The 18,789-nt window shown below is 55.9% G+C and carries 19 protein-coding genes; 9 read left to right on the top strand and 10 right to left on the bottom strand.

Annotated features, from left to right (window positions below):
* From ACR2TX_RS07045 to ACR2TX_RS07030, 4 genes are read right to left on the bottom strand one after another with little or no spacing between them, the layout of a single operon-like run.
* Complete coding sequence (locus ACR2TX_RS07045) at positions 1–231, bottom strand: hypothetical protein (RefSeq protein WP_077732029.1); 231 nt, start codon at positions 229–231, stop codon at positions 1–3.
* Entirely contained in the window at positions 200–490 is a 291-nt protein-coding gene (locus ACR2TX_RS07040) for a BrnT family toxin (RefSeq protein ID WP_347257469.1), read from the bottom strand. Before ACR2TX_RS07040 ends, ACR2TX_RS07045 begins: the two co-directional genes overlap by 32 nt.
* Positions 487–3,387 carry a formate dehydrogenase subunit alpha gene (locus ACR2TX_RS07035; RefSeq protein WP_434131667.1) on the bottom strand — a complete coding sequence of 967 codons (2,901 nt, stop codon included), beginning with the start codon at positions 3,385–3,387 and terminating at the stop codon, positions 487–489. The genes ACR2TX_RS07040 and ACR2TX_RS07035 overlap by 4 nt, the downstream gene beginning before the upstream one ends.
* 45 nt (positions 3,388–3,432) lie before the next feature.
* On the bottom strand, positions 3,433–3,594 hold the full coding sequence (locus ACR2TX_RS07030) for a hypothetical protein (protein ID WP_434131666.1): 162 nt from the start codon (positions 3,592–3,594) through the stop codon (positions 3,433–3,435).
* 534 nt (positions 3,595–4,128) lie between these two features.
* Here ACR2TX_RS07030 and dndC point away from each other — a divergent pair.
* From dndC to ACR2TX_RS07005, 5 genes are all read left to right on the top strand, one after another.
* A complete protein-coding gene (gene dndC / locus ACR2TX_RS07025; RefSeq protein WP_434131664.1) occupies positions 4,129–5,481 on the top strand; it encodes a DNA phosphorothioation system sulfurtransferase DndC in 1,353 nt (450 codons plus the stop codon).
* Positions 5,471–7,522: a DNA sulfur modification protein DndD gene (gene dndD / locus ACR2TX_RS07020; RefSeq protein ID WP_434131662.1), complete on the top strand. Its 2,052-nt coding sequence runs from the start codon at positions 5,471–5,473 to the stop codon at positions 7,520–7,522. Before dndC ends, dndD begins: the two co-directional genes overlap by 11 nt.
* A 1-nt stretch (position 7,523) precedes the next feature.
* Positions 7,524–9,023: an FtsK/SpoIIIE domain-containing protein gene (locus ACR2TX_RS07015; protein ID WP_434131659.1), complete on the top strand. Its 1,500-nt coding sequence runs from the start codon at positions 7,524–7,526 to the stop codon at positions 9,021–9,023.
* Positions 9,020–10,270, top strand: coding sequence for an AAA family ATPase (locus tag ACR2TX_RS07010; protein ID WP_434131657.1), 1,251 nt, complete (start codon positions 9,020–9,022; stop codon positions 10,268–10,270). The genes ACR2TX_RS07015 and ACR2TX_RS07010 overlap by 4 nt, the downstream gene beginning before the upstream one ends.
* 79 nt (positions 10,271–10,349) lie before the next feature.
* Positions 10,350–11,135, top strand: a complete 786-nt coding sequence (locus tag ACR2TX_RS07005) for a hypothetical protein (protein WP_434131656.1) — start codon at positions 10,350–10,352, stop codon at positions 11,133–11,135.
* Positions 11,136–11,200: 65 nt separating this feature from the next.
* On the opposite strand, the gene ACR2TX_RS07000 is transcribed toward ACR2TX_RS07005, so the two are convergent.
* The 4 genes from ACR2TX_RS07000 to ACR2TX_RS06985 all read right to left on the bottom strand — a co-directional run bounded on the left by ACR2TX_RS07000 (position 11,201) and on the right by ACR2TX_RS06985 (position 14,465).
* Entirely contained in the window at positions 11,201–11,365 is a 165-nt protein-coding gene (locus ACR2TX_RS07000; protein WP_434131655.1) for a hypothetical protein, read from the bottom strand.
* 84 nt (positions 11,366–11,449) lie between these two features.
* Positions 11,450–11,578 (bottom strand): hypothetical protein, encoded by a 129-nt coding sequence (locus tag ACR2TX_RS06995; RefSeq protein ID WP_434131654.1) that lies wholly within the window; start codon positions 11,576–11,578, stop codon positions 11,450–11,452.
* Entirely contained in the window at positions 11,575–11,820 is a 246-nt protein-coding gene (locus tag ACR2TX_RS06990; RefSeq protein ID WP_434131652.1) for a type II toxin-antitoxin system Phd/YefM family antitoxin, read from the bottom strand. The genes ACR2TX_RS06995 and ACR2TX_RS06990 overlap by 4 nt, the downstream gene beginning before the upstream one ends.
* A gap of 95 nt (positions 11,821–11,915) precedes the next feature.
* Positions 11,916–14,465 (bottom strand): DNA phosphorothioation-associated putative methyltransferase, encoded by a 2,550-nt coding sequence (locus tag ACR2TX_RS06985; RefSeq protein WP_434131651.1) that lies wholly within the window; start codon positions 14,463–14,465, stop codon positions 11,916–11,918.
* A 175-nt stretch (positions 14,466–14,640) separates the two neighbouring features.
* Here ACR2TX_RS06985 and ACR2TX_RS06980 point away from each other — a divergent pair, with 175 nt between their 5' ends.
* The 4 genes from ACR2TX_RS06980 to ACR2TX_RS06965 all read left to right on the top strand — a co-directional run bounded on the left by ACR2TX_RS06980 (position 14,641) and on the right by ACR2TX_RS06965 (position 17,808).
* The gene (locus tag ACR2TX_RS06980) at positions 14,641–15,015 is read left to right on the top strand and encodes a DUF3306 domain-containing protein (RefSeq protein ID WP_434131650.1); all 375 of its coding nucleotides are present in this window, start codon (positions 14,641–14,643) and stop codon (positions 15,013–15,015) included.
* Positions 15,016–15,200: 185 nt separating this feature from the next.
* A complete protein-coding gene (locus tag ACR2TX_RS06975; RefSeq protein ID WP_434131648.1) occupies positions 15,201–16,679 on the top strand; it encodes a 4Fe-4S binding protein in 1,479 nt (492 codons plus the stop codon).
* Entirely contained in the window at positions 16,676–17,287 is a 612-nt protein-coding gene (locus tag ACR2TX_RS06970) for a TorD/DmsD family molecular chaperone (protein ID WP_434131647.1), read from the top strand. The genes ACR2TX_RS06975 and ACR2TX_RS06970 overlap by 4 nt, the downstream gene beginning before the upstream one ends.
* On the top strand, positions 17,284–17,808 hold the full coding sequence (locus ACR2TX_RS06965) for a CAP domain-containing protein (protein ID WP_434110912.1): 525 nt from the start codon (positions 17,284–17,286) through the stop codon (positions 17,806–17,808). Before ACR2TX_RS06970 ends, ACR2TX_RS06965 begins: the two co-directional genes overlap by 4 nt.
* A 213-nt stretch (positions 17,809–18,021) precedes the next feature.
* Here ACR2TX_RS06965 and ACR2TX_RS06960 read toward each other — a convergent pair whose 3' ends face one another.
* Together ACR2TX_RS06960 and moaD are read right to left on the bottom strand one after the other, a co-directional pair.
* On the bottom strand, positions 18,022–18,462 hold the full coding sequence (locus ACR2TX_RS06960) for a molybdenum cofactor biosynthesis protein MoaE (RefSeq protein WP_077732043.1): 441 nt from the start codon (positions 18,460–18,462) through the stop codon (positions 18,022–18,024).
* Position 18,463: 1 nt separating this feature from the next.
* On the bottom strand, positions 18,464–18,697 hold the full coding sequence (moaD, locus tag ACR2TX_RS06955) for a molybdopterin converting factor subunit 1 (protein WP_077732044.1): 234 nt from the start codon (positions 18,695–18,697) through the stop codon (positions 18,464–18,466).
* Between the last annotated feature and the right edge of the window lie 92 nt (positions 18,698–18,789).

Below are 18,789 nucleotides of genomic sequence, written 5' to 3'. Positions count from 1 at the left end.
TCAATCTACTTCTGGTTTGGTCGGACGCTCCGAACGCTTGGCAATCTCGATTAAGAGGCGCAACGCTTCGTTTACGGCATCGGCATTTGGGAACGCCTCCGCTACATCAGGTTCCAAGCGAACCACGTCACCAAACGCTTTTCGTTTCGGCCCGAACCGTCTTACTCGTAAACTCTTCAGGTCGTACTCCGACCGAAGTTCATCGTTCAGTTCCGTATCCACCTTGCTCATACGCTTTTCGCTCCGCTTTGGTTGCCTCTCTCGCACTAATCAAGCGAATACTATCCTCTCGTTCCGTATAGGACACCAATAACAAACGCCCGTTTTGAGTTTCCCCCACGAGGATATAACGATGTTCGTCTTCGGAATGGTCTGGATCGTAAAAGTCGATAAATAAAGGATCGCTGAAAGCCGTGCAGGCTTCTTCAAATGAGACACCGTGCTTCGCTTTATTGGTGGCAGCTTTCTCTTTATCCCATTCAAACTTCATTTCTCAGTCACTAAATCCGGCTCTATCCGGCACAGCGAAACCTTGGTCTCCTGCATCGCCGTTACCGAATCGTAGCCGTAGGTGAACACGATGTTGCAGGATTCGCCCAGCACGTACGGCGCGCTGCCTTCCGGGTATTTCGGCCGCAAGTCCTGCCCCTCGTAGTGCCCGCCGAAATGGAAAGGCATGAAGACGACGCCCGGTCGGACCCGCTCGGTGACGAAAGCCATGACGCTAATCCTTCCGCCTTCGGGGCCGGCGACCCACACCTGTTCGCCGTGCCGCACCCCGGCGTTGTTGGCGTCGCGCGGGTTGATCTCGACGAACATGTCCTGCTGCAGCTCGGCCAGCCAGGGATTGGAGCGGGTTTCGTCGCCGCCGCCTTCGTATTCGACCAGGCGTCCCGAAGTCATGATCAACGGAAAATCCTTGCTGAAGTCCTGCTGCTGGATCGAGGCGTAACGGGTCGGCAAGCGCCAGTAACGCTTGCGGTCCTGGTAAGTCGGGTATTTCTCCACCAGATCGCGGCGCGGCGTGTACAAAGGCTCGCGGTGGATCGGCACCGGATCGGGGAAGTTCCACACGATGCAGCGGGCCTTGGCATTGCCGTAAGGCGCACAGCCGTGCTTGATCGCGACCCGGATGATGCCGCCTGAAGGATCGGTCTTCCAGTTCTTGCCCTCGGCCAGTTTCTTTTCCTGCTCGGTCAAATCCTTCCACCAACCCAGTTTCTTCAGCAGCTCGGCGCTGAATTCGGGATAGCCGTCCCGGATATCCGCTCCCTTGTTCGAGGAGCCTTCCGCCAAAAGGTTCTTGCCCTGGTATTCCGTGCCGAAACGGGCACGGAAAGGTGAGCCGCCTTCCGCCACCGTCTTGCTGGTGTCGTACAGGATATGCGAACCAGGATGCTTCATCTCCGGCGTACCCCAGCACGGCCAAGGCAACCCGTAATACTCGCCGTCGCAGGGACCGCCCTGCCCCTTCAAGGTCGTGGTGTGGAAAGTGTGCCAGGTCTCCTGATGGGCCTTGAGCCGCTCCGGGCTTTGGCCGGTATAACCCGCCGCCCAGGCGCCGCGGTTGATCTCCCGCAGGATGTCCTCGATCAGCGGCGTGTCGTTCTCCACCTTGATGTTTTTGGTCAGTTCCTTTTCGAACTCGAACTTGCGGGCGAACTGGTACATGATCGTGTGGTCCGGCCGCGACTCGAACAGGGGCTCGATGATTTGGCTGCGCCACTGAATCGACCGGTTGGACGAGGTGAGCGAACCGTAAGTCTCGAACTGGGTGCAGGCCGGCAGCAGGTAGACGTTGTCCTTGCGGTCGTGCATCACGGCGGTGACTGTCGGATACGGGTCGATCACGGCCAAGACGTCCAGCTTCTCCATTGCGGCTTTCATCTCGGGGCCGCGCACCTGGCTGTTGGGAGCATGGCCCCAGAACACCATCGCCCTGATGGGATTTCGCTGCGAAATGTTCTCGCCAGATTCCAAAACGCCGTCCACCCATCGGGAGACCGGAATGCCGTTGTTGAACATCGTTTTGATTTTCTTCCCGGCCCCGTCGTCGTATTCCCCCTGATCGAAACGACCGGCCAGCCAGTCGAAATCGATGTCCCACACTTTTGCCCAATGCCGCCAGGCGTCCTCGCTCAAACCATAGTAAGCCGGCAGGCTCTCGGCGTTCGGGCCTACGTCGGTGGCGCCTTGCACGTTGTCGTGGCCGCGGAACACGTTGGTGCCGCCGCCTTCTAGCCCCATGTTGCCGAGCACAAGCTGAAAGATGCAGTACGCGCGGGTATTGTTGTTGCCGATCGTGTGCTGCGTCCCGCCCATGCACCAGATGAAGGTGCCGGGCCGGTTTTGCGCCATGATCCGCGCGGCCTTATGAGCGAGTTCTTCCGGCACTCCGGTAACCCGCTCGACTTCTGCCGGCGTCCATTTCGCCACTTCCTTGCGGATTTCGTCCATCCCGAACACCCGCTGCTCGATAAACGTCTTGTCTTCCCAGCCGTTCTGAAAGATGTGCCACAACAGGCCCCAGATAAACGGCACGTCGGTGCCGGGCCGGATGCAGATGTGCAAATCGGCATGGGCCGCGGTGCGGGTAAAGCGCGGATCGACCACGATCAGCGGCGCGCCGCGCTCCTTGGCGCGGAAGATATGCTGCATCGAAACCGGATGCGCCTCGGCCGGATTGCCGCCGATGATGAAAATCGATTTGGCGTTGTGAATGTCGTTGTAGGAATTGGTCATCGCCCCGTAGCCCCAGGTGTTGGCGACGCCGGCGACCGTGGTCGAATGGCAGATGCGGGCCTGGTGGTCGATGTTATTGGAGCCCCACAAAGCGGCGAATTTCCGAAAGAGATAAGCCTGCTCGTTGTTGTGCTTGGACGATCCGAGCCAATAGACGGAATCGGGACCGTATTGCTCGCGGATGGCAAGAAGTTTGTCGCCCAGCTCGTCTATCGCCTGATCCCAGCCGATGCGCTGCCACTTGCCGTCGACCAGCTTCATCGGGTATTTGAGCCGTCGCTCCCCATGGCCGTGCTCGCGCACCGACGCCCCTTTCGCACAATGCGCCCCCAGGTTGAACGGATGATCGAAAGCCGGCTCCTGGCCGATCCAAACCCCGTTCTGCACCTCGGCGATAACCCCGCAGCCCACCGAGCAATGGGTGCAGACGCTTTTGACCTTCCTGATTTCCCCTGCCGGCTGCGCGGGAGCGCCCGTCGCGTCGACCTTTTTCATCATCGACAAAGGCACCGCTCCCACCAAAGCCGCGCCGCCCACGGAAAGTCCCGAGCGGCGCAGAAACTCGCGCCGGTCCATGCCGTGCCCCGAGGTCTGCGACTTGGAAGATGAATCGGCTTCGGAAACAGGCCGTTTGAACAATTTCATAATCGATTCTTATTGCTGCGTGTAGTGGACCGAAACAGCCGGCGCTCAAAACCGCGCCGCATCGTAATAGGCGCGGACGTGCTCGGTCTCCCGATAGCCCTTTTTGGCGGAGTCGACCGACGGTTTCTCAGGAGTCTTAATCTCCCCGCCGCAAGCGCCGCGCTGCAAGGCAAACGCACCAAACAGCCCCCCGACCAAAGCCGTCATTCTCCGAATGAAACTTCGCCGCGGTTTCGATACGGGAATAGGGTTCGAATCGCTCATGAACAAGCCTCGAGGAAAGCTGTAAACGTGTGCCAATTAAACAATCTGCGGCACGTTGGGGTCAAATTCCGAGCATACCTGTCAAGTATTTTCAGCCCTTTACGGGAAAAATCTTGATCCGTGCGGTTTCTCAACCGATATATTCCCTACTGCGTCTCCCGGATGTTCCACATTAGCGCAGAGACTGCTTTGCGTTTTTACTTGCTCTGGTATCGCTGCTCCTGATAATGGGATTTGCCTAAAGAACGCGAGCTGGCGGTTTTTGTCCGGTGACAAGTTTTGGACTTTTCTCGTCGGGCTTCCTGCGAGGCGCGTGACATAGCGTGTTTTTACACTAGACCAATTTGAAAGGGGCCCACCCCTTAGGGATAATTTTCGACTTTTTTCGAGTATGAAGATCTCGTTCAACTCAATAGATCGGTTGTGGTTACCATCCATTTGTCCGCTATTGGCTTGACCCCGACGTGTTACCCAAAAATGGACATGAATGCGACAAATCCATCAACTCCCCACGAATCATTATCCGAGCGAGTGTTTGCCGCTCTTGAGTCGTTGTACTACAGCGACTCCCGTCCATGGGTAGTCGCGTACTCCGGCGGGAAGGATTCGACCCTGGTGCTGCAACTCGTTTATGAGTTTCTGCTAAAGATTACGAATGTGAGCAAAGCCGATAAGCCGATTTTCGTTATTTCATCGGATACCCGTGTCGAAGCCCCCAATGTCTCGCGCTACGTCACGGAAACTTTGGATCGAATACGAAAAGCCGCCGAAGAGCATCAAATCAGGCTTAACACCCGCCTGGTGAGCCCATCGCCGGAGCAAAGCTTCTGGGGAAAGTTAATCGGTTTGGGATATCCACCACCCACACGCTGGTTTCGTTGGTGTACGACGAACATGAAAATCAAGCCTTCGCGGCAGGCTATTGGAGAAATCGTCCGTGATTTCGGCAGCGTGATTTTATTGCTGGGCACGCGTAGTGATGAAAGTGCCGCAAGGCGCAATGCGATTGCCGGTCGCGATACCAACGCCCGCGGACTCAACCCTCACCACGAAATTCCCAATGCCTTGGTAGCTACCCCGATTGTCGATTGGAGCAATGACGATGTGTGGGAATACCTCTACACTAATGATCCCCCCTGGGGCGGCGACCACAGTTTCATGTTGTCCCTTTACCGGCAGGCAAACGGCGGTGAATGTCCGGTGGTCTTGGATCTCAATACTCCCTCGTGCGGTGGCAGCCGCTTCGGATGCTGGACGTGTACGGTGGTTAAGGAAGATAAGTCCATGCAGGGCTTCATTCAGACCGGGGAGACCTGGATGCAGCCATTGGCCGAGTTTCGCGATTGGCTAAAGGATATCCGCGAAGACCCGAGACGCCGCAATCCCTTGCGCCGAGGCGAAAAAATCGCGGGTCCTGGTCCCTTCAATGCCTTAACGCGCAAAGAGATATTAGAACGCTTATTGGCAATGGAAAAACAGATCGGTTTCGAACTCATTTCGGACGGCGATCTAAAATTTATCCAGCATGAATGGAGCAAAGAGTTCGACTACGAGCAAACCGTCTATAAACTCGCCAGGAAATACAGCAGGGACATCCCGATGGAAGAAGAACAACAAATCGCATCCCCCGAAGATGAATTATTGGAACACTGCGCCTTAAACGAAGGATTTCCGCCGGAACTAGCAAGGCAGCTTTTCGAGACCGTGCGCTCCCGTCATGCCGATCTCGACCGATGGGGAGCCAAAACCGAATTGCAGCGGGAATTGAAAACTCTGATCGAAAAGGACGTCAACCAGGCACTGTTCGCAGATCCCGCTCATGATCTTTGAAGAAATCCGCATCCATAACCTGTTTTCCTATTATGGCGAGCAGGTGTTCAGCTTGCCCGATCCGACCCCGGAACAACCCATCGTTTTGATTTCTGGCCGGAACGGCTACGGCAAAACCAGCTTTATCAACAGCATCAAGCTGCTGTTCCTCGGCACCTCGGAGGAAATGCTAACTTCTGTGCAAGTAGGCCGCAAACTCCGTCCGAACGATTATTTATTGGGACGGGATGATGAATGGCAAGGGATTTTTAACCGCCATGCCCGAGAGGAGGGGGCTGATAGTTTCGGGATAAGCATCCGTTGGCGGGAAAAACAAGGCCGCGTTACCGTTTCGCGGTCCTGGAAACTCAACGGAAACGAGCCGCTTCAGTTGTTGCGGGTCAAGACCGATTTCGTTACCGATTTAGGTCAGGAAATCACCGAGCAGGAGATTTGCGAGGAATTTTTGGAAAGACGCCTGCCGAAGAGCATCATCCATTTTTTCTTTTATGACGGCGAGCAGGTGCAGCAATTGGCCGAAGCCAACCGTGAAGGGCAACTTCGACAGATCGAGCGCCTGCTCGACATCGCCGCCCTCGACACTTTACACGCCTATCTCGACAAGGCGGTTTCAGACTGGCGAAAGGAAGGGCTCGCTGCGGCGGAGGAAGCGGAATACGAACGGCTTCGAGCTGAGCTTCGGCAAAAGGAAGCGGAGCAGCATGGCCTTTTCGCCCAGAAGTTGGAGATCGAAGAGGACATCGAAAACACCATGCGGCAACTCGACCGCAATCGCAAACGAATAGAAAGCATACGCGCCTTAGAGTTGCAGCGGGACGAACCGCTGTTGAGGGAAAAAATCCGGCAAATCAAATCTCAACTGGAGGAGGTCTGCAAACGCATTGCGGACTCGATTCCCGTCGCGGCACCGCTATGGGCAAATCCGCTTTTGGTCGAAAAGGCTTTGGCCCAAATAGCAGAGATAACCGGCAATCCAACCCGGCTGCTGGCTGAGGAAATGCGGGAAATCCTGGATATGTTGCCGCGCAGGCTATTCGATGAAGCACCGCATTCCACCCCGGCTTTAACAGAAGCTCAGAAAACGCACTACCGTAAGAAACTGACGGGGATTTTCCATCAATATCTGGAGCCGGCATCCAGTGCAGGAGGTTTATTTACCCTGGATAGTGGGGAAGCTGCTTCGCTCAAACGTCGGCTCGATTATTTTCAGCAGGCGAGCACAGAACGTCAGCGGATAATTTCCGATATGCGCGAGGCTAGCCGTCTACGCCATGCGCTGGCACAAGCGGAAACCGAGTTGAATTCCACTGGGCATATTTCGATTAAGGAGCAAGAAGCTTTCAAAGAGTTACAGGCCAATAATGAAGCCCTGGAAAGACAACGGGATGAAAAAAACAAAGATTTGGGAAGTATCGAGGTAAGTCTCGATAGATTGGCCGGGGAAATCGTGCGCAAAGCTGACCAAATTAAAGCCCAGGAAACCCGATTAGAAAAAAGTAAGATTGCTTCCAACCGTATCGAACGTGCACGGCAAGCCCAACGGGTTTTCGAGGCTTACAAACGGAAGCTAAAACGAACTCGGCAGGCGCAAGTGGAAACTGCAATAAATCATTCTTTCAAAGAGTTGATGACGGCTCATCATCTAATCGACCGCATAATTGTCAATGAGGATTTTGCTCTCACTTACTTGAATTCGAACGGTGAGCCTATCGGCATGGCGAATATTTCCGCCGGAATGAAACAACTTGCGGCTCAAGCGTTACTTTGGGCATTAGCCGAGGCGGCGGCCAAACCAATCCCTATTGTGATCGATACCCCATTGGCTCGCATCGACCGAGAACACCAGGAAAACCTGTTGCAACGCTATTATCCACGTGCCGCCAAGCAAGTAATCCTGCTGCCTACCAATTCTGAGATCGACCGGGACAAATACCAAATCATTCGACCTTTCGTGAGCAAGGAGTTTCGTCTCCATAATCCACGGGGAGACTGCACTGAAATCCAGTGCTCCCCCATGTACCCGGACTTGGCGGAGCATTGACATGGCCAAGGTTTATACCGACCGGCAGGACGAACTGACTATCGACGCGGTCTTGAGGCGCGGTTTACGAGTTTCGGGGACGCCGAAATGGGCCATTTTGCGTTTAGCTTTGGCCCGCTCTCTCCGGATTTCGACGCCCCCCGACGAAGCTCTGGACCGGCGGGAATCTGCGCAAGGCGGCGGCGAATATGCACTAGAGCAATTGACTGGCGAAGGAAAAGGCGAAGAGGAGGACTTTACACCATTGTTTTGCGCTTTGCTGTCCGTTTACCACGATCTTGATCTCTTCGCCGACGACGAAAACTTTACCCGTTTGCTGCAGCGCCATATTCGGCGGGGACTCCGGGAGTTTCGCACCTCTTGGCTGGAATCCCACGATTTTCACGAATATCTGTTGCAGGAACTGTTCTCAGACGTTCATATCGCTAAAAAAGCGGATGATGGAATGAGCCAAGGAAGCATTCGGCTTGCCCTATCAGAAATCGGGGTTTCAGGTGAAATTGTAGAGCAGCTCGACGGCCCCCGTCTGATCCGTTTCCACGTGCGTCTACGGGATGCTAAAGACTTGGACGTATTGGAGCGGGGCTTGGAAAAGCTAGCCTTTACCTTGGGCCTGGGCGAAGCCGGGGTATTTCTGGTCCGGACGCAGGAACCGAAAGTCGCCGCATTGGATGTTCCTCGCCCCCCATCGTCGTGGAAGCAAGCCACCGGGCATGATCTTCGCCAATGGTTGGCACTGTCGCCATCGGAGTGGCGATTGCCGGTTTATCTGGGCCAGGATGTCATCGGTAAGCCGTTCGGGTTCGATCTTGCCGCCACGCCGCATCTTCTGGTCGGCGGCACCACCGGCAGCGGTAAGAGCGTCTGTCTCCACGCGATTATTCTTTCCCTTTTGTCCAGACTCACGCCGGATCGTCTTAATTTGTGCCTCATCGATCCAAAGCGGGTGGAATTTGCACCCTATCGAGATTTACCCCATCTGTATGGCGGGGAAATCTTCACCGATGTGCGCGATTCAAATGAAGTACTCAAGAAATTGGTTACGCTCATGGAACAGCGGGAATTGGCTCTCGCCGAGGCAGATGCTCGCGATATCGATGCTCCGGCTGCCAAATCCTTTGGCTGGCCTCGGATAGTCGTGGTGGTCGAAGAATTAGCTGATTTGCTTATGCAATCCGGAGCCATAGAAGAACCGCTCGTGCGTTTGGCGCAAAAGGCGCGGGCTACCGGAATTCACTTGGTATTAGCGACTCAGCGCCCCGATGCCCAAACATTCTCCGGTTTGCTCCGCAGTAACGTACCGAGCCGCATTTCCCTTACAGTTCAGAAATCTGCCGAATCGCGAATTATTCTCGATGAAACGGGAGCGGAAAAATTGCTAGGTCGGGGGGATATGCTGGTTAAACTTATCGGCAGTCCGGCCCGGCGGATACACGGAGTTTTCGCTGGGCTGGACGATATCGCGTTCGCCATCGCCGCTGCACAAAGGAGGTTTCAATGATCGGTAATTTCATTATCCACGAGTTTGCTCCCCTTTGGCTTAGTGTCGATCGAATCGGTCCTTTTCAGGACGGGTTAAAAGATTTCGACTTCACGGACGCAGAAAATGAGCCATGCAATTTATTTCTCCTGGCTTCCCAGAACGGTAGAGGCAAAACCACCGCATTGGAATTGATGACGGCGTTAATGGCAATGCTCGGCCATCAGGATGTGAATAGTTATTTTCGCACCAAGGCCGAAAACTCAGGATCTCGGAATGGTCCATTCGACTTGGAGGCACTTGATAAAAAAAACGGGCGGGCTCAATGGGATATTCGAGTTCGTTATTCCGAAAACGGCAACGAATGCACGGTCGTGCTTTCCTTAATTGCCGGGCGCTTGACTAAAGATACCTCGTTACGTTTTTGGGATGACGAAGCGTTGCGCACGGTGAGGGCAGTCGCTTGGCACCGCTTCGGATTTTGCCGAAGCGATGCTGGAAGCTGGGACACAATCGGGAGTAATGATGGCTGGGTAATAGATTTAAATGCACGCATTGCAACGGCTATCAATTCCAGCATTGGAGGATTTGAGGACAGCACTCTGATTTGGCCGACTGTAATCTACTTTTCCGCATACCGGAACATTGAACGGATTACTGATCAGCAGAGGGCGATTGCCATGCCTAGGAGTTGGAATTACCGTCCCGCTCATGTTTTTCGAACGGAAGGACAAGCATGGATGGAGTCTCTAGATAACTTCCTGGTTTGGCTGAAATGGCTGGATGACGGGCGATATGATCGGGCACTAAAAATTGTCAACGAACGGATTTTCAAGCAAGGTATCAAGTTTATTAAAGGTGTTCGTAAAGAACCGCCTGAAGCTATAGTTCGTCACGGCGTGAATGAACATCGCCTGGACGAATTGAGCAGTGGCGAAAAGAGCTTGGTGCAATTATTCCTCCGGTTAGGTGCCCACATGACGCGCAACACCATATTGCTCATCGACGAACCTGAGGCACATTTGCACGATTCATGGAAGTATCGGCTACATACTCAACTCAAGAGATTGGTCAAGGAATTTTATCCAGGCTTAACCGTTATTCTTGCCACTCACTCTCCTGAAATCATGAAAGCCATTGGATTTGAGTTTCAGGAAGAAAATGTGCGCAAGGGCGGCGAAATCATCGAAACTCCGGACGAGGAAAAAGAAGCTGAGCGCATTATTGAGGACGCAATGGAGCATTATGGCGAGAATCAAGAATATTAAGGCAACTACGTCGGAAACCTTTGCTGATCGCTACCGGCACAAGATCTCCGTTTATCTAGAGGGAGACGGAGACATCAACATGTACGGCAATTATTGGTTTAATGATTACTTGGATAGAATTGAGTTCAAAGTCCCCGAGAAAGCCGGTGGTTGCAGTATGGTTATCGCCAAGGTTTGGGAGGAGCGGAAAATAGGTGTTCAAGCTTTTGGAATAGTGGACCGTGATTCCGTGCAGTCGAAGCGCTTATGGGATTTAGTTTGGGAAACGAACGACGACGCCTTCTCCAAAGCCTATCCGTTTGGTGATTATGTCCGAGTTACGCTCTATTGGGAATTGGAAAATTATTTGATTGAGCCTGACGCCATCGAGACTCACCTCGCTCTTCATCAACAAGGAAGAATTTGTAGACGGCGTGACGAGGTAATACGTGACTTATTAGATCATATAAATGCCTTGATTCCTCATGCCGCCGTTAATGCCGCGTTGCATTATCAGGGGTCGGGAGATTGCGGGGATGGTTACACGGAAGCCAAACCCCGCGAGGATGTTGAAACCAAAATTGAATATGATCACCGCACCCGATTACGCGAGGATGGATGGGAACGCTACCGAGATTATATAAATAAAGTTGAAACCTTCGATTATCCTGACAGCTCGCTGGAAAAAAGGTTAACAGGCTTATTAAGACGCATTCACGGCAAGGCATTGCTAGCTCGCATAAAAAAGGCCGCTAATATCAGAGACGACATTACCTATCATTTGGGGGCCGCAATAAAACGGAGCGGAGCAATCCCTAGCGAGTTAACCGGCTATATTGACGAGTTTTTGTCGATTAGCTATGTAGGTCAAGAATCGGGTCCTTAACCAACGGTTATAGGAAATGCAAGACTTGTGGAATGGCGACGTCCAAAGCGATCGAGCCGGCCGGCTTATATGAGAACGACCAGCTCAGAGTAGCCTGCCAAAGTCCGATCGGCGGTCATAAATCGCAAGGGTTCGGTAATGGCTTGGGCGATGAGTATCCTGTCGAAGGGGTCGCGATGGAGATTGGGAAGTGTCCGCACGGCGTTGGCATGCTCCCAGGTGACGGGCAATGGGAGAAAGCCCGCCTCAATCAGACGATCCGGCAGACAACGCTGATCGATCTTGAGCTTTCTCAGAGCTGATTTGATGCTGATTTACCATATCGAAGCCGCACTTGCATAAACCGCTTCCACCCGATCGATCTCGGCACGCGCCGTATTGGATAAGGCAGCATCATCGGCCAATACCCACAGGAGCACATGAGTGTCGAGGATCAATCTCACTGACCGTCACCTTCAAAATCAGCGACGATCTCATCAGGCAAAGGGGCGTGAAAATCTGCGGCAATTGCGGTTTCGCCTTTCATCAGGCCGAAACGGATGGTTTTTCGAGTCTCGGTTCGATAAGGGACAAGTTTAGCGACGGGCTTACCGGCCTTCGCGATAACGATTTCCTCGCCGGCCATAGCCGCATCCACCAGTTTGGAGAAATGGGTTTTCGCTTCGTGAATGTTGACGTGCTGCATTATGTATTTCCGGCAGGTGGACTAACCCTTAATCTAGTTGGAGGCATAGTACCATCGAAAGGTACTCAGAACAGCGCTACGAGTCCGCCACTTCGTCACTCAAAAACTCTCGGCACCCTTCTCCCTCCAACCACTCTCATCTCGTGCGCCTCCCCCGCTGGGCGCTCCGAATAGCTGACGTGCACCGGCTTGTTCGGGCCGTAGTAGTACAGCCGGTCAAAGGGGAGATTCGCCATGATCCAGCGGGCGACTTCTTCCATGTTTTCGTCCCGCACCAAGAAATCAGCCGCCGCGCCGAGCCGGGGGCAGATCGGCCTGCCTTTACGGTTCAATTCATGGGCTGCATGCTGGTCCAGTTCCGGGGCGATTCGGCCAGCGATTCGCTTGGCGAGTTCCGACGAGCAGAAGCCGTAGGTGAGTTCGATCATCCCGAAGTAGTCGATCACCGGGTCCAGAATGTTGACGGCGAGATCGTACAGTGCGGAATAGCTATCGGGTTCCTTGGGGAGGTTAGGTAAGCCGGTCCGGGCGTGGGTCTCGCCGCATTCGATCAGTCGGCGGTAGGTAAAATAGCGCCCGCAAGGGGCGTCCAAATCGGGAATGGCGCGGCTGCGGACGAGGCGGAAGCCGTCGACGGTCCAGCGGGCGGCTTCGAGACGAGTATGGAATTCCATGGGCTTGGGGCCGTAGCCGCTGAAGTCGACTACTCCCAGGTTTTCCAGCTTTTCGTCGAAAGCCGGCTGCTCAGCGTAGTTCGGAAACTCTTCGTTGATGAAGCGGGATTTCCGGTAGAGATAAGGCGGTTCGTACGGCTCGCCGTAATCGAAAATGTCGAGCTCCTGGGTGCGGAGGTTGATCTTTATCCGTTGCAGCATTCGCGGCAGCGGTTTGCCGGAAAAATCGTCGAAACTCATCAGGGTGAGCTTGCCGGAACGGATATGGATCTTGATGAGATCGGCGCTGCTCACGTCCCCGTAAAGCAGAAGACCGCAGCCGACATAGGCGCGCAGGATGGCGGGCAGTTGCACCACCAGTCGCGTGGGAAGTTGCAGCGATTCGCCCTCCTCCAGCCAGCCGATGCCTTGCTCGGCGGCTTCCCGGCAAGCTTGTTCGATAGCCTCGGGACTGGCGGCGGCAAACAGGAGTTCCCGGCCGGATTCGAGGGCGGTCCGGTAGTCGCCGAAAAAGGCTTTGATATCCTTTTGCAAGCGGGCTTCGAGATGGCGGTAGGGTTTGCGCTTCTCGAATTGCCACAACGCGAAGTAGACGCGAAGGTCGTCGATGCGGGATTGCCGGGCCTGTTCCAGGATGTCTGCAGCGTTTTCCTTGCGGGATTTGACGAAGCGTAACGCCGCTGGCAACGAGCCGAAATGGGAGGCAACGTCCGGGTGTGGAAATTCGCTGCGATCGGGGTCGCGGCCGAGGTTCAGGCAGCTTTCCCACAACGAATCCAGAAGCTTCCGGTGCTGCTCGTATTTGGCTTCCGCCTTGTCGATCCGCGGCCTGGCCGGGCGGGACAGGTGAGAAAGCCGCAAGATGTTCCGCCGGTTCTCCAGCCGTCCGACCATGAAGCGCTGCTCGGCATCCTTGTCCTTGAAGACGTAAAAGATGCCGGGGCCAACCGGCAGGGGCTCTTCGTCCAATACCTCGGCGATGAAGGCGCGGAGTTCGCCTTGGCTGTAGTACTTCTGAAAAGTATTGCGCGAAGTCAGAATGCCGTCGCCGTATGGCGTGCCGCGCACGGCGTCCGGGTTAGCCAGCATGGCCGAGACCACCAGCAGTTCCTCCGCCAGCCGATAGGCGCCTTGCAGGGCTTCGACGCGCTTGTCCATGTCCTCGATGACGTTGATCACGAACCCCAGATTGACGATATGGGCGTTCCGCCGGGTTTCCTCGGGCGCGTAATAGGGGTCCCAGCCGGCGGCTTCGATGCCGTTTTCCCTGAGTCCGCGCACATCGCCCCCCCGTCCGCAGCCGTAGTCGAACACTGTTTTCGAACCGTCCAGAAAGCCGAACCGGGTGAGGGTTTGGATCGGCGCGGAGAATCCGTAGCGGGTGAGCGCGGTGAGATGGCGGGCGATGCCGCCAATCCCCCCTAGCCCCCCTTTTTCAAAGGGGGGAATAGAGGTAAGGAGACCAGGGGAATCCGATTCGTCATTACCGATAGGCACCAGATCATGCCCGGCCAATCTGAACCCGCGCTGTGCCAGCAGGATTTCCCAGGCTTGCTTGAACCCGATGCGACAAGGGTCGTCGAACAGGCCGATTTGCTCGGCGGCTGAGGTCAAAGCCTCGAACATTTCCCGTTGCGGATGATTTTCGGGCAGCAGCAGTTCCTTGCGGTGAAGAATCGGCGGGTTGAGGGAGTTCTCGTAAGTGCGGAAGCGGACGGTGTGCTTTTCGAGGTCGATCGTCCAATAGCAGCGGAGAACCGGAAAGCCTTCCTCGAAAAAACCTGGATAATCGAGCAGCGAAACGCCGTTCTGCTCCCGGTTCAGCTTGACGACGTTGTAGTCCTCGCCGGGATGGATTTGAGCAACGTTGCCGGCGGCGTGAACCGCGTCGCGCGATTCCGGCTCCAATGTGTCCAGCAGGCTTACGTGGAAATAAACGTTCCGGGCGACGGACTTGCCGAACGGCGGCATGAAGCGAACTCCCAAGAAATAACGTGGCCCAATACGATTGGGCTGGAAAACGACCTATTCAGAAACGCGGCTACGGTGGTAATGTTCACGGTTCCAGCTTCTTGCGTTCGTCGCAAGGAACAGAAACGTGTCTCCATGGCCAATCGCGAAAACCGAATTAACCCCAGTTGCCGAAATGCAGGAACATGATTCTTTCTTCAAGCGTTGGGCCAGAAACAAGCTGAGCGCTAAAGAGCATAACGAACCGGCCGGGCCATCGAAAGCCGTTCACGAAGAGCAAGCTGATGCGTCGGAGAACGCGTCGTTCGACTCTGTCACCCTGCGCGAGCTGTTTCGGCGGCCGGAATTTGCCGTGCGCGACGGGCTGGACGACTACGACGGCGACTATACCGTTTTTGAGCCCCGCGGCGAACTCGTGACCTCGGACATGCGATGGGCCTTGGAACGCGCTCGGGAGTCCTTGTCCGATACAGCCTGTTCGCCGGAATCGCCAGCCGCCCCGGTCATGGCGCATAGTGCTCCGGACAGCGACACCGAATCCTCGAGCTGATTTCACCCTCCCGAATGCTCCAATCACCCGATAGTTGCCGGCCTAGTCCCCGGCAAGCATTCAAACAAGCAGCATCCGCTTACGAGACTGAACCGACTACATGGGTATCGTACCGGTCGAACGGATATCTGCTGATCGTCGGAGACAGCGATGCCGTTGTCTCGGTCACGGAACGCCTTCCGGCCATGCTCCGCCGCTTCCTCTTGTTCACCGACGCCCCGTCTCGTACGCTGGCCGACTCATTGAAAAGCCGGGAGATTCCCTATCTCGGGCAATGCTCGGACATAAACATCGAAGGCCATTTCGGAGCTTTTCGGGTGAACGCGCGCTGCGGCGGGATACGCATCGATGCCGGAGCTGTCCTTCTGCCGCCGGAAACCTGTTTCGATCTGATCCTGGATCTGCAAAACCCACCGGCGATCGATCTGCCCATCCCGCCGATCGGCTATTTCGCCCCAGGCAGAGACCCGAAAAAGTGGGAACAGGCTCTGAATGCGTTGGCCGAGCTGGTCGGCGAGTTCGACAAGCCCAAGTTTTTCGAATATAGGCCCGAACTCTGTGCTCACGGCGCGAGCCGCATCGAGGGCTGCAGATCATGTCTTGATGCCTGCGGAACCGGGGCTATCGAATCCCGCGGCGATCGCGTCTCGGTCGATCCCTATCGCTGCCAAGGCTGCGGCGAGTGCGCCACGGTTTGTCCTTCGGGAGCGATGAATTACGTATATCCGCGCCGGAAGGACAGCTTGAAGCGCTTGCGGCTGATGCTGGACGCTTTTTTCGAGGCAGGCGGCGAGCGACCCGAGCTCTTGTTGCACGACAGCAACGCGGGCGCGACCTGGATAGCCGAGCACGAATCCGAACTGCCGGAAAACATCCTGCCCTATGAAATCGAGGCCCTGGGCGCCAGCGGCATGGACTTTTGGCTTGCGGCCTTGGCTTACGGCTTCGAGCGAGTGATCTTGTTAGCAGCCGGAACGCCCGCCGAGCCGACCCGGCGAGCTCTTGCCGAACAAATCGGTTACGCCGGCGAAATCCTGTCCGCCATGGGTTATCCGTCCGATTCGGTATACCTGGTTTGCGCCGAGGATTGGCTGAACGTTCTTGAACCGCTCCCTGCTTCGCCATGCCGGACTCACGCCCGTTTCGCGGCGGACGATGACAAGCGCACCGTCATCCGCCTGGCGGTCGAGCATCTCTACCGGCAAGCGCCGTCGCAGCCGGAATCGGCGGCTCTGTCCCCCGGCGCGCCGTTTGGCGAGATTCGGGTGGATAAGGAAAAATGCACGCTGTGCCTCGCCTGCGTCTCGGTCTGTCCGGAACGCGCCTTGGCCGACGGGCAAGACGCCCCGCAGCTCAAGCTTATCGAAGCCAACTGTGTCCAATGCAGATTGTGCGTGAAGGCTTGCCCGGAGCACGCCATCTCGCTGGCACCGCGTTATCTCTTCGATCAGCGGCAAGCCCGACGTGCGCGCCTGCTGCATGAAGAGGCGGTATTCCGTTGCGTCGAGTGCGGAAAGCCCTTCGCAACCGCCGCCATGATCAAGACCATCACCCAGCGCTTGCAGCACCACCCGATGTTTCAGGGGCCGAATCTCCGCCGGCTTCTGATGTGCGAAGACTGCCGGGTCAAGGCCCATTTCGGACACCTTTCGCAAAAACCATGAACGACACCATGCCCTCGCCTCTTCCCGAAGAAGATCGATGGCGGGCGGAAACCTACGCTCTGCTGGCCCGGCTTCTGGCCGCCGCACCGGATAGGGAACTGCTGGAACGGATCGCCGCCATTCCATGCGAGGAGAGTCCCAACGACCCGCCGCTGGCGCGAGCCTGGAAACGGCTGGCGGCTGCCGCTCGCGATGCTGGCGAAATCGAGCTCGCCGAGGAATATCAAACACTTTTCATAGGCCCGACCCGCGGCGAGTTGCTGCCCTATGCTTCCTGGTATCTCACCGGCTTTCTCATGGAAAAGCCTCTGGCCGCCTTGCGCGACGAGCTTCGGAGCTTAGGTTTAGAACGGCAGGCATCGGCGAAAGAACCCGAGGATCATGTCGCCGCGCTGTGCGAAGCGATGAGCCTTCTGATTATCGAGGCAGACGGACGCGAGGCGGGTTTTTTCGCTAAACACTTGGCGCCTTGGATCATGCGCTTCTTCAGCGATCTGAAAGAAGCCCGGTCCGCTCGTTTCTATCGAGCCGTAGGCGAACTGGGAACGGCTTTTCTGAACATCGAACAACAGTATTTGGAGATGGCGCAGCCCAAAAAACCGATATGACACGACTCGTCCTTAGCCTGATTTTGACCGCTGGTTTGGTACTGCCCGTCTTCGCCCGCGAAGCTCCAACAGCCCGATGCCCTTCCGCCGACACCATCAGGCGCGAAATCCTCGAGGAACTAAAAGCCGTTCGTGCCAAGCCGAGATACTGCGGCCGGAAGCGATTTCGACCCGCCAAGCCGCTGCGGTGGAATCAAAAGCTGTTCGAAGCGGCGAAAAAACACGCCGAGGAGATGAGCCGCAACGACCGACTCTCGCACAGAGGCCGGGATGGACGAAAGGCGGGGGACCGCATTACCCGAGCCGGCTATGACTGGGAGGTTTATGGCGAAAACATCGCCCAGGGGCAGCGCACGGTGGGGGAAGTCATGCGGAGTTGGCTCGACAGCACCGGGCATTGTTCCGCCATCATGGAGGCTGATTTCGACGAAGTCGGTGTCGCCTGTGCGAGCAGCGGCGGCGGAGGCTCGCCTTATTGGGCGATGGTCTTGGCCGCTCCGCTGTCGAATTCCGGCCGGTAGAGCGTTTTCCGATTCAGTGTAAGGGATCCGGATATGTAGGTCGGCAATCCCTTGCCGACGTTTCGGCTCGGCAAAAGGAATGCCGACCTACGACTCACTGGTTTCATACGGAGTAGGTCGGGAATCCTTTCCCGACATGACGCGGCTGGAAAAACATGACTGGGCGTCGACAAAGGATTGCCGACCTACGATCCGCGCATCCGGCGGAACTCGTCAATAGCCGCTGGTATTCTTTTCCACCCAGCGCTCGCCTTCCTTCAGGGTTTCCTTTTTCCAAAACGGCGCGCGGCTTTTCAGCTCTTCCATGATGTAGCGGCAGGCGTCGAAGGCCGCGCCGCGATGGGAGGACCACACCGCGACCAGCACGATGGGCTGATCGGGAAGTATCTCGCCTACACGGTGAATGACGAGCGCATCCAAAAAACACCAGCGGGTCTGGGCTTCTTCGACGATTTTCTCGAGCTGCCGCTCGGTCATGCCGGGATAATGGTCGAGAAACATGTGCCGGACTGTCTCATTTTCGTTGAAGTCGCGCATGGTGCCGACAAATGAGCAGGTCGCACCGTATTTTCCGGTGTGGCCCAGTGTTTCCGTTTGATAGCGCTGTAGTTCCGAGTAAGGGTCGATTCCGGTCGGGCGCAGCTCGATCAGCACTTCAGCCCCCGGTCACCGGCGGAAAAAAAGCCACTTCGTCGCCGTCCTTGACCGGCGCGTCCGGATCGGCATAGTCCATATTCACCGCACAGAGGATACGATCCGGCAGATATTGGCCTTCGCTCACCGCTTTCCACACGTCGCTTACCGTATCGATGTCTTCCGCGGCAAGACTGTCGTCCACTCGCCCCATTTTTTCCCGGAGGCTTCCGAAATAACGCACTCTAATCGACATGCGATTTAATCTCTGTCTTCACCAAAAACCATCCAAGAGCCGCCATCGTGTTACTGAGCGCAAAGAAAGTAGATCCCTAACGGAACACGCCG

Source organism: Methylocaldum sp. GT1BB (assembly GCF_051027545.1).
GTDB lineage: Bacteria > Pseudomonadota > Gammaproteobacteria > Methylococcales > Methylococcaceae > Methylocaldum.
The sequence above is the reverse complement of the archived record's forward strand: the minus strand, read 5'-3'. Positions and strand labels throughout refer to the sequence as shown.